4 protein-coding genes are annotated in these 12,193 nt (G+C 59.8%); 2 read left to right on the top strand and 2 right to left on the bottom strand.

Translation table 11 applies throughout. From position 1 onward, the window contains the following. The first annotated feature begins 3 nt into the window (after nucleotides 1-3). Nucleotides 4-6,288, top strand: a complete 6,285-nt coding sequence (locus MUBE_RS00265; protein WP_116539024.1) for a type I polyketide synthase — start codon at nucleotides 4-6, stop codon at nucleotides 6,286-6,288. 117 nt (nucleotides 6,289-6,405) lie between these two features. Beyond that, nucleotides 6,406-7,110: an LppX_LprAFG lipoprotein gene (locus tag MUBE_RS00260; RefSeq protein ID WP_116539023.1), complete on the top strand. Its 705-nt coding sequence runs from the start codon at nucleotides 6,406-6,408 to the stop codon at nucleotides 7,108-7,110. A 560-nt stretch (nucleotides 7,111-7,670) separates the two neighbouring features. Here MUBE_RS00260 and MUBE_RS00255 read toward each other — a convergent pair. Together MUBE_RS00255 and fadD28 are read right to left on the bottom strand one after the other, a co-directional pair. Next, nucleotides 7,671-10,382 (bottom strand): MMPL family transporter, encoded by a 2,712-nt coding sequence (locus MUBE_RS00255; protein WP_116539022.1) that lies wholly within the window; start codon nucleotides 10,380-10,382, stop codon nucleotides 7,671-7,673. Nucleotides 10,383-10,438: 56 nt separating this feature from the next. Further along, complete coding sequence (gene fadD28 / locus MUBE_RS00250; RefSeq protein WP_116539021.1) at nucleotides 10,439-12,181, bottom strand: fatty-acid--AMP ligase FAAL28/FadD28; 1,743 nt, start codon at nucleotides 12,179-12,181, stop codon at nucleotides 10,439-10,441. Nucleotides 12,182-12,193 lie beyond the last annotated feature (12 nt).

The following is a 12,193-nucleotide window of genomic DNA, read 5'->3' as shown; positions in this document are numbered from 1 at the left end:
ACCATGACTGCGAGCGTTGAAGGCGCCGACCAGCAGAGCGAAAAGCTCGTCCGCTATCTCAAAAAGGTTGCTGTCGAACTTGATGAAACACGCGCCCGGTTACGGGAATATGAATACCGTGCAACTGAACCGGTGGCGGTTGTTGGGATCGGGTGTAGGTTCCCAGGCGGCGTGGATAGCCCAGACAGGCTGTGGGATGTCGTTTCGGAGGCTCGTGATGTCGTGTCGGAGTTTCCGACGGACCGAGGTTGGGACGTCGATGGGCTGTTCGATCCAGATCCAGATGCGGAGGGCAAGACTTACACGCGGTGGGGCGCATTTCTAGATGATGCGGCCGGCTTTGACGCCGGGTTCTTTGGTATCGCCCCCAGCGAGGTGTTGGCGATGGATCCTCAGCAACGGTTGATACTGGAGGTTTCCTGGGAGGCGTTGGAGCACGCGGGGATTGACCCGTTGTCGTTACGCGGGTCCGCGACTGGGGTGTTTACTGGGATTTTCGCGCCGAGTTACGGCAGCAAGGACACCGGGGGTCTGCAGGGTTACGGGTTGACCGGTACCGCAGTGAGTGTGGCCTCGGGGCGTGTGTCGTATGTGTTGGGGCTGGAGGGCCCGGCGGTATCGGTGGATACGGCGTGTTCGTCGTCATTGGTAGCGATCCATTGGGCGATGTCGTCGTTGCGTTCAGGCGAGTGCCATTTGGCGTTGGCCGGTGGGGTGACGGTGATGGGGTTGCCGTCAATTTTCGTGGGTTTCAGTCGGCAGCGGGGGTTGGCCGCTGATGGGCGTTGTAAAGCGTTTGCGGGAGCGGCCGACGGGACCGGCTGGGGTGAGGGTGCCGGGGTGGTCGTGCTCGAACGGCTTTCGGACGCAAAACGATTGGGCCATACGGTGTTGGCGGTGGTGCGTGGCAGCGCGGTCAACCAGGATGGGGCGTCCAATGGGTTGACCGCACCCAACGGGCTTGCCCAGCAGCGGGTAATCCAGGCCGCGTTAACCAGCGCAGGGCTTTCCTCGGCTGACGTGGATGTGGTCGAGGCACACGGGACCGCCACCACGTTGGGTGATCCTATTGAAGCGCAGGCATTGCTGGCCACCTATGGGCAGGAGCGTCCGGCCGACCAGCCGTTGTGGGTGGGCTCGATCAAGTCGAACATGGGTCACACCCAGGCCGCTGCGGGGGTGGCCGGGGTAATTAAGATGGTGCAAGCGATGCGTCACCAGGTGATGCCGGCGACGCTGCATGTGGATGAACCGTCCCCGCGGGTGGATTGGACTACCGGTGCGGTGTCGGTGTTGACCGAGGCTCGGGATTGGCCGGTGCAAGGGCGTCCGCGCCGGGCGGGGGTGTCTTCATTTGGGATCAGTGGTACCAACGCGCATGTTATCTTAGAAGAGGCCCCGGCTCCGGCTGAGGTAAGCGACATCACCGGGGACCAGCCGCGGTTGTCGGTGGTGCCCTGGGTGGTTTCGGGTAGATCGGCTGAGGCGTTGATGGCGCAGGCTAGTCGATTGACGTCCTATGTACAAGCTGATCCGGAGTTGGATCCGGTCGATGTGGGATGTGCGTTGGCGAGTCGATCGGTGTTTGAGCATCGAGCGGTGGTTATTGGCGATAGCCGTGAGCAACTAATAGCGGGGTTAGCTGGGCTTGCAGCGGGCGAGCCGGGCGCTGGCCTGACTATTGGTCAAGCAGCGTCGGTGGGTAAGACGGTGGTCGTATTTCCCGGGCAAGGTGCGCAGCGTATCGGGATGGGGCGCGAGTTATACAGCAAGTTGCCAGTGTTTGCTGAGGCGTTCGATACGGTGACCGGTGAGTTGGATCAGCATCTGCGGTTGCCGTTGCGTGATGTCGTCTGGGGTGCTGACGTGGGGTTGCTTGACAGTACTGAGTTTGCTCAGCCGGCGTTGTTCGCGGTCGAGGTGGCGTCATTCGCGGTGTTGCAGCACTGGGGTGTGCGTCCGGATTTTGTGATGGGACACTCTGTTGGGGAGTTGTCGGCGACTTACGCGGCTGGGGTATTGACGCTTGCCGACGCGGCAATGCTGGTGGTGGCGCGAGGAAGGTTGATGCAGGCGTTGCCGGCAGGCGGCGCGATGTGGGCGGTGGCTGCCTCGGAAGACGAGGTGATGCCGCTACTAGGTGAGGGTGTCGGGATCGCTGCAATCAACGCGCCCGAATCAGTGGTGATTTCTGGTGCGCAGACCGCGGTGAGCGTTATTGCGGATAAGTTCGCCGTGCAGGGCCGGCGGGTACATCAGCTGGCAGTCTCGCATGCGTTTCATTCGTCGTTGATGGAGCCGATGCTGGAGGAGTTCGCGTGCGTCGCGGCTCAGGTTGAGGTGTGCGAGCCCCAGATTGGGCTGGTGTCAAACGTGACAGGTGAGTTGGCCGGTCCTGATTTCGGTTTGCCGCAATACTGGGTAGAGCACGTAAGCCGGGCGGTCCGTTTTGCCGACAGTGCGCGTCATTTGCAGAACCTGGGGGCGACGCACTTCATTGAGGCCGGCCCCGGCAGTGGTTTGACTGGCTCTATTGAGCAGTCCTTGGCTCCGGCTGAGGCGGTGGTGGTGTCGATGCTGGGTAAAGACCGGCCCGAACTCGCTTCGGTTCTCGGTGCTGCCGGTCAGTTATTCACAACAGGTGTGCCGGTGGATTGGGCTGCGTTGTTTGCCGGCTCGAGTAGGCGACGGGTGACGTTGCCTACCTATGCGTTTCAGCGACGGCGGTTTTGGGAAACTCCGGGCGCCGATGGGCCTGCCAATACGGTCGGTTTGGGCCTGGGTGCGACTGAACATGCGTTGTTGGGTGCGGTGGTGGAGCGGCCTGATTCTGGCGGGGTGGTGCTGACCGGCAGGTTGTCGCTGGTGGATCAGCCGTGGTTGGCCGATCACGTGATTGGCGGGGTCGTGCTATTCCCTGGAGCGGGTTTTGTGGAGTTGGTGATTCGTGCCGGTGATGAGGTCGGTTGTGCGGTCATCGAAGAGTTGGTGCTGGCGGCACCGCTGGTGTTGCATCCGGGTGCGGGGGTGCGGGTGCAGGTGATCGTGGCGGACATTGATGAGTCGGGACACCGGGCAGTGTCGGTGTATTCCCGGGGTGATCAAGCCGACGGGGGTTGGTTGTTGAATGCCGAGGGTATGCTTGGGGCAGATGCTGCTGCGGCCCCCGCGGATTTGTCAGTGTGGCCGCCGGAGGGTGTCGAGAGTGTCGATATCTCGGACGCTTATTCGCAGTTAGCCGAGCGTGGTTATGCCTATGGCCCGGCGTTTCAAGGATTGGTGGCGATATGGCGGCGCGAGTCAGAGCTGTTCGTCGAGGTGGCCGCTCCCGCCGGTGTGACTGTTGACGGGATGGGGATGCACCCGGCGGTGCTGGATGCGGTGCTGCATGCCCTGGGACTAGTGATTGAGACCACCGAGACGAAACTGCCATTTTGCTGGCGCGGAGTGTCGTTACATGCCGGTGGTGCAGGGCGGGTCCGGGCGCGCTTCACCTCGGTAGGCGCGGACGCGATTGCCGTGGATGTCGCAGACTCCGCGGGATTGCCGGTGTTGACTGTGCGTTCCTTGGTCACTCGTGCGATGACCATCGAACAGCTGCATGCTGCCGTGACTGCAGCTGGCAGTGCGCCCGAACAAGTACCGTTGGATTTAGTGTGGTCGCCTATACCGGTGCGCAACAGCGACGCTGACGGTTCTAGCCAGCCTTCCGCGGTTTCTTGGGCTGACTATTGCGACGGCAGCGACAATGACGCGGGCGTCGTGGTGTGGGAATTCGGGTCTGTCGATGCCCAAGCACCCGTGGACTCAGTATCTGCGGTATACGCGGCCACCCACGCCGCCCTTGAGGTGCTGCAGTCCTGGTTTGGCCAGGATCGAGAGGGCACGCTGGTGGTGTTGACCCATGGTGCCGTGGGGTTGGTCGGTGAGGATGTCAGCGATCTAGCCGCTGCTGCGATATGGGGCATGGTGCGGTCGGCGCAGGGCGAAAATCCCGGCAGGATCGTGTTGATCGACACCGACACACCGGTGGACGTGGCTGTGCTAGCTGACGTTGGGGAATCTCAACTGTTGGTGCGAGGCAGCACCGTGCATGCCGCTCGGCTGTCCCCGGCTCCGTCGCTTCTGGCGCTGCCGGTTGGGGAGTCGGCGTGGCGTTTAGCCGCCGGTGGAGGCGGGACGTTGGAAGATCTGGTTATCCAGCCCTGTCCAGAAGTGCAAACACCGCTGCAGGCGGGGCAGGTGAGGGTGAAGGTGGCTGCGGTTGGGGTCAACTTCCGCGACGTAGTGACCGCTCTGGGAATGTATCCCGGCCAAGCCCCGCCATTGGGTGCAGAAGGTGCTGGGGTGGTGATCGAGATCGGTCCCGAGGTAACCGGTGTGGCGGTTGGTGACGCGGTGATGGGATTTCTCGGTGGGGCGGGTCCGCTGGCGGTTGTACACCAGCAACTAATTACTCGGATGCCGCAGGGTTGGTCGTTGGCTGAGGCCGCCGCCGTGCCGGTGGTGTTCTTGACGGCCTTGTTCGGATTGGCGGATTTGGCCGGGATCCGGGCCGGGGAATCGGTGCTTATCCATGCCGGGACCGGTGGTGTGGGCATGGCGGCAGTCCAGCTTGCTCGCCACTGGGGTGTGGAAATTTTCGTCACCGCTAGTCGCGGTAAGTGGGACACGTTGCGCGCCATGGGTTTTGACGACGACCATATCGGTGATTCCCGGACTTTGGAGTTCGAGCAGAAGTTCTTAGCAGTCACTGAGGGGCGCGGGGTTGATGTAGTACTCGACTCGCTAGCCGGTGATTTTGTGGATGCTTCGCTGCGCTTGCTAGTCCGCGGTGGGCGTTTTCTTGAGATGGGCAAGACCGATATCCGCGATGCGCAGGAGATCGCCGCCAACTATCCCGGTGTGCAGTATCGGGCGTTCGATCTGTCTGAGGCCGGCCCAGTGCGCATGCAGGAGATGCTGTGCGAGGTGCATGAACTCTTCGACACCCAGGTGCTGCATCGGCTGCCAGTCACTACTTGGGATGTGCGCTGCGCGCCGGCGGCCTTCCGGTTTATGAGCCAGGCCCGCCACATCGGCAAGGTTGTCTTGACCATGCCCTCGGTGCTGGCCGATGGCACGATTCTGATCACCGGCGCCACCGGGGCGGTCGGTGGGATACTGGCCCGCCACCTGGTTAGCGCCTATGGGGTACGCAATCTGGTGTTGGCCAGTCGACGGGGCGATCGCGCCGAGGGAGCGGCTGAGTTGGCTGCCGAATTGGGTGAAACCGGCGCCAAGGTGCAGGTGGTGGTCTGCGACGTGGCCGATCGCGATGCTGTGCAGCGGTTGTTCGCCCAGCTGATGCTGGAGTTTCCGCCGGTGCGCGGTGTGATTCATGCCGCCGGCGTGCTTGATGATGGGCTGATTACTTCGCTGACACCGGATCGCGTCGATACCGTGTTACGGGCCAAGGTAGACGCGGCGTGGAACCTGCATGAGGCCACTCGCGATCTGGACTTGTCGATGTTTGCGCTGTGTTCCTCGATCGCGGCCACGGTGGGCTCGCCGGGGCAGGGCAACTACTCCGCGGCAAACGCGTTCCTCGACGGATTGGCTGCTCACCGACGGGCCGCAGGGTTAGTCGGGGTATCGTTGGCGTGGGGGTTATGGGAGCAGCCCGGCGGCATGAGCGCTCATTTGAGCAGCCGCGATCTGGCTCGGATGAGTCGCAGCGGACTGGCTTCGATGAGCCCTGCCCAAGCGCTGGAATTGTTTGACGCCGCGCTAGCGATCGATCATCCTCTCATGGTCGCCACCCTTTTGGACCGGGCCGCACTAGATGCTCGAGCCCAGGCTGGCGCGTTGCCGCCATTATTCAGTGGGCTGGTACGCCGTACACGGCGACGCCAAATCGAAGACGCTGGGGACGCCACCCAGTCGAAGTCGGCGCTGGCTCAGCGCCTACAGGGATTGGCTGCGAACGAGCAACTCGAACTGCTGGTAGGGATCGTGTGCATGCAGGCAGCGGTGGTGCTGGGCCGGCCCTCTCCCGAGGACATTGACCCCAACACCGAGTTCCAGGATCTCGGTTTTGACTCGCTGACGGCTGTCGAATTGCGCAACCGGCTCAAGTCGGTGACTGGGCTGATGCTGCCTCCGACCGTGATCTTCGATCACCCCACTCCCGCTGCAGTTGCCGATTATGTTGCTCGGCAACTGCCGGGAAGCCGCCTAATGGAATTCGGTGAGGGCTCGTCGAAGACCACCGAACTCGATACCGAGGAAGTGTCGGTCCATGTCTAGCTTGGCGGCGAGTACAGGAACGGTGCGAGTGAAGACTAGGGTAATCAGGCCCAGCACGATTCGTATATAAGACCATTCGGGCTGTGGGCCCACCAAACAGGTCGAGGTAGTGGAATAATGAATGATCGGAAACGCACGGCGATGTCCGCTGTTCTGGTGGCGTTGAGTACTTGCCTTACGCTATGGCTATCCGGATGTTCTTCGAAGAAACCTGATGCCCAGGAGCAGAGCAGTTCGACTAGTCCAACGGTGGCCTCTGACCCCGCTCTCCTCGCTGAGGTCAGGCAGTCGCTGGATACGACTAAGGCTTTGACCAGCGTGCACGTCGCAGTCCGAACGACTGGAAAAGTTGACGTCTTGCTCGGCATCAGTAACGCTGATGTCGACATCCGGGCCAATCCGCTCGCAGTAAAGGGCATATGCACCTACAATGACCAGGAGGGTGTCCCGTTCCGGGTAGAGGGCGACAACATCTCGGTGAAGCTGTTTGACGACTGGAGCAATCTAGGCTCTATTTCTGAGCTGTCAACTTCACGTGTACTCAACCCCAATACCGGTATGACCCAGTTGCTGTCGGGTGTGACCAACCTACAGTCGCAAGGTACCGAGGTGATCGACGGAATTCCGACCATCAAACTCACCGGCATGATCCCTCCGAGCTCGGTAAAAATACTTGATCCTAAAGCCAAGAGTTCGAAACAGGCGACTGTGTGGATTGCCCAGGACGGTTCGCACCACCTTGTCCGGGCAAGCATCGACCCCGGATCCGGAGCTATCCAGCTTACACAGTCCAAATGGAATGAACCGGTGAACGTCGACTAAGAGGTGGCCTGTAATGGGGTGCGAGTTTCGATGTTTCAGAGTCCTGCAGCGATTTGTCATTATTGGCTACTGACGTGGCCGCAGTGACGGTACTGTGGTCTGTCCCCGATCGCAATGCCATTTTGGCGATGTTCGCAATATGCGTCAGTTTCATCGACACGGGTGGCCTGTGCACCACGCGGGTCAACTGACAGGATGTCAAAAATTGACACTATAGGACTACAGCAAACAATAAGAAACTTACCTACGCCCTGTGTACGTGGCTACCCTTCCAGCATATACACATATACAAGAGATTCCAGCACATAAGAATCAAGTAAGTGTGGTGTGGAGGATGCAGGAGTCAACTGGCACCAGCCCGTGGTGTTGGATCGGCCAGGACCGGCAGCCACCGTCCAGGTCCTCTGCTGAGTAAGCGGCACCTGGCCCGCCCTTCGAACCTCGAACAGACCGAAACTATGTGTATGTCATGGGGCCAGCAAGAAAGAACCAGCCCCCAAGCTGATTGGCGCTGTATAACTCAATATGGATTATGAGCTAGCTTTCTTAGGTCGGGTTGACTACCAATGCGGCGGTAGGCGATGTGGAAGAGGTTGTTTTGGCATAGTCAGAGGCCCCCACGCTCGCTGCGCCGTAGTCAGCGCACCCAGCCCGAGCACGAAGACCGTACCGACCTGGCTGAGTGCACTGAAGGAGCCTTCCGACACCGGCACCAGTCCCGCTAGTCCGGTGCCAAATCCAAATATGATGCCGAGTGCAGTCAGCGGCGCAACCGCGCGTCGCACAGACACGGTCGCCACGGCCTTTGTCTCGGTGGCGACGTAAGCAGTTTTGAGACCGGCAACCAGACATGGGACCCCGCACGACGCGAGAATGGCGAACGACACCAGCGGGACTGAGGCTTGCAGCTCGCGATCCAATGCGTGTTGCCACAGTCCAACCGAGATTCCCAGCGCGGCGAGGTAGGCGGCCAGTACACCTAAGCCAACCGCAAGCCCGCCGGCGGCACCGCTCCACATGCTGATCAGACCCACTACCGCGACCAGCGCGACGGCCAGTAGCACGATATCATGGGTGAGGGCAGCACGGGTGGCCACGGCTACTTGCACGGCTCCGTCCAGTGTGATCTGGCTGTCGACAAGACTTCCATATTTCATCGCTTTGCTGGCGGCGATTGTGATTTGCTGCGCACGTGCTGCTGCGCCAAGGTCCAGTTGTTTCCTGTCGGAATAGACGAATAGGCGGGTCACTGTTCCGTCTGACGAGAACATCGATTCCCGTACGTGCTGGTACGACGGACTCGCCAGTTCCTTCATGGATAAGTGGAAGCCGCCCTCACCAGTGTCGGCGAAATCGGCGCTGAGATTCTTCAGCATTGCTGATGCTTGCGCTATTTGCGGCATGATTTCCTGAATGGTGGATTCCAGCCGGGGTACGAAGCCGTGCACTTGCTCCAGCGCCAACCGCATTTGCGTCACGAGGTGCGGAATCTGGTTTAAGGAGTTCATTGTTTGATCCGATATCGTAGATATACGGTCGGCACCCTTGGACAGTTGGTCCATGCCAGCTACTATCTTGTCATAGGGCTCAATGACCTTGCGCATGGCCGAGCACAGTGCATCATTGGGGCAGTTTGTGACGCTGACCACCCAGTTGCGGACCGTGTCCAGGTATCCTGAAAGCTCAGCGGTTTTGTTTTTAAGGTTCCGTGCGGCGGATAGCACCGGATTCAGGTACTCCTGTACTTGGTGGGCCCCGGCCAGACTTACGTTGACGGTGTTTTCCACTTGGTCGATCGCTCCGCTCATCTGATCGATCACGGTCTTAATTTGTTTGATCGCCGTCACTGCCGGCACGAACGACCCGGCCTGCTGACCTAGTTGATCGGCGAGCCTTCCGGCGGCGGAGCTGAGCGAAGCATCGGTCCACGGCACACCGCCCGGCCAGGCAGCTGACTCTACCTTGCGCACACCAGGAATCTCCATTAGACGGTGACTGACTTGGTTGATGGCGATGAGCGCTGCGGGATCTCTGAGGTCCTGGGCGGATTTGATGAACAGAACGTCGGGCAGGGGATTGCCTGGAAGGACCTGTGTGCCACTTTGACCGGCATGGTCCTCAGCCAGACCTAACCGCATCCCGATGACGGGTAGAGCGCAGATGGCCAACACCACGGCGGTGACGCAGGCCCGACGAGAAAAGTTGAGCTTGATGCGCGGCCACTCGCTGCGTCCGACTTCGCTGGCTGGTGCTGATGCCTGCCCGTTCAACCTCGTCAGCTTGGTTAGGGTAGGCAGTAGCGTCAACGAAGCCGCCAGTGCCACAATGACACTCAACGCGGCTATCCCGACGCTGTGCAGCGCCGGTGTCCGGGCGAACAGTAGCGGGCCGGTGAGTAACGCGACGCACGCTCCGGGCATCGCTAACGCGGGTAGGTGGTCACGATAGGTGGGTGCGGCTGAATCACCTGCGTTGATCGTGAGCACCAGCAGGGTGGAAGCGGCGATAGTCCCGATCGTCAGGACTGTGGCCAAGGCCCAAGAAAATCCCGAAACGGTTCCCCCAGCTTGTTCCCGCACTACTGCAGCTAACGGCCAGGCTACCGCGAGCGACAAGTCGGCGGTCAGCAGCACAACCCCCGCGGCTCGGATCGAATGTAGCGCGCGCAGCAGCAGTAGGACGGCGAGTAACGCCGCGCCAGTTACGATGGTTGCGACCTGCCAGGCGGCCATCTCCATCGGCATGGCGTTTGTGGTTGCTGGAACCACAATGCGGGTGCGAAGCTCCGCATTTGGTGGTAACTGACGCACCACCGATCGGACAGCATCAAGGGATTCCCGAGCTTGGGGGGTACCTGCCTCGCCCCGCAGCCACATAATGGCTATGGCGGAATGGCCGTAGAGGCTGGTTCCTAGTGGGGCGGTAAGGGGATCTGACCACCAATCCAGGACTGATCCTACGTGGCGGGTGTCGGCGCGCAGGGCACTGACGGCGTCGTTATAGTACGATTGTTCTTCCGGTTCAAATGTGTTGGTGCCGTCCACCACCAGGTATGCGATGGCGTTAGTGCTGGTTCCCGGGAAAGCCTTCGCAATCCGGCTGGTTGCGGCAACTGTCTCGGCATCTTGTGGTAGGAGCGCCGAGCTGGCACCGCTGGGTTTTACCGGTGTCAGTGTGAGAACTAAATTCGCAATTACCGCTGCCGCAATCCAGGCGGCGACGACAAAGAGGTTGACAAGCCGGGGTGACCTATGATTATCGCCGGTTGACACGCTCGTGGTTTTCGGGTGGATGTACTAACGTCTGCACAGTACGGTCCCGTCCGTGGCTAAGCGTCTAATCGGGCGAACTGATCTTGTCGATACTGCTCGACACACGCCGCACGTCTGATCTTGCCGCTTGTGGTGATCGGGATCGAGCCAGGTGCTACCAGGACCAAATCTGCGATGCTTAGGCCGTGTGAACTTGATAAGGCCGAGGTCACTTCACGTTTGATAGCGCCTAGCCGGGCTAGCGCATCCTGATCTGAATTACCCTGCTGTTTGAGTTCAATGATGGCGACTAGCTTTTCAGTGCTGCGATCAGGAACCGATATCGCCGCACAGCGTCCTTGGGTGATTTCCTGGATCGTCGCCTCAATGTCGTCCGGGGAATGGTTGCGGCCGTACACGATTAGCAGATCCTTGATCCGGCCAATGATGAACATTTTTCCATCGGTGACGAAACCCGAGTCTCCTGTCCTTAACCAAGGGCCTTCGGGTGTGCCCTCCGAAGGGTCAGTGATTTTTCCGTTGAACGTGCGTTTACTCTCGTCAGGTTTTTGCCAATAGCCGTTAGCAACGTTGTCTCCGTGCACCCAGATCTCGCCGACGATTTTGTCCGGACATTCAACGCCGGTGTCCGAGTCGACGATCCGTACGATCGGTGACTGTGGTAAAGTATAGCTGATTAACGATGTACTGCGGCTGCTTGCGCAGGGTTTAGCCTGGCCAGCGGACAAACTCTCGGCATCGAAGTCAACGAGTTCCGGTGGCTGACTCGGTCTGCTGGTCGCCACGTACACTGTTGCTTCTGCGAGCCCATACGAAGGTCGAATCACCTTTTCTTGCAGATTGAATTGAGCAAAACGGTTGGCAAAGCGCTTAACCGTCGCGGGCTGTACTCGTTCGCTACCATTGAGGATGGTATGTATGTTGCCGAGATCAATCCCGGCCATGTCGTCATCTGATATCTTTTTTGCCGCCAGTTCAAAGGCGAAGTTCGGTGCTGCCGAAAGGACAGGGCAATCGGCTGCCAGCATGTGCATCCACCGGGCTGGGCGTTGCAGGAACGACACCGGGCCGGTGAGTATTGCCGGATATCCCCCTAAAATCGGTGCGCAAACTCCCAGCACCAAACCCATGTCGTGGTAGAATGGCAACCACGACACGAGTGTAATACCCAGTGGTGCGACCCCGTCGGTGTCCGCAAAATAGCTAGACATCAGCTGTTCGAAATTAGTCCGAAGGTTCTGATACGACATCACCACGCCCGCGGGGGTGCGAGTCGATCCGGAGGTATACTGCAGATAGGCGGTAGATGGGTAATCATCATTGTTGCCCGAGTCAGAGCCATTTGGCGAGTCCAGGTTTAGCAAATCAATTTCAATGACTGATGGCGCGGGTTCATTAGGCTGGTGTGTAACGTGCTGCACAACGTCGTCCACGACGGACGATGTTGTCAGGATGGCCACAGGTGATGAATCGTTGAGCACCGACTCGAAGCGTTCATCGGTGACACCGCCCTGTGGAACCGATAGCGGAATAGCAATGCGCCCGGCTTGCAATGCGCCAAGAAAAGCGACGACGTAGTCGAGTCCCTGTGGAGCCGAAATCGCTACTCGATCACCCGTTGAACCGCAACGGTTCAGCTCTTGCGCCACGCTCAGCGTTCTTCGATAAAGCTGCGACCATGTCAAGGTTATCGCAACACCATCCCAATCCTGTTCATAATCCATAAACGTGAAGACTGGGTCATTAGGTTGCAGACGTGCGCACGCGCGCAGCACAGCGGGGATGGAACGCACACTCATAGTGATAACGTT

It is taken from the genome of Mycobacterium uberis (genome assembly GCF_003408705.1).
Lineage (GTDB): Bacteria > Actinomycetota > Actinomycetes > Mycobacteriales > Mycobacteriaceae > Mycobacterium > Mycobacterium uberis.
Note: the sequence above shows the minus strand (reverse complement) of the source record. Positions and strands in the feature narration are given on the sequence as shown.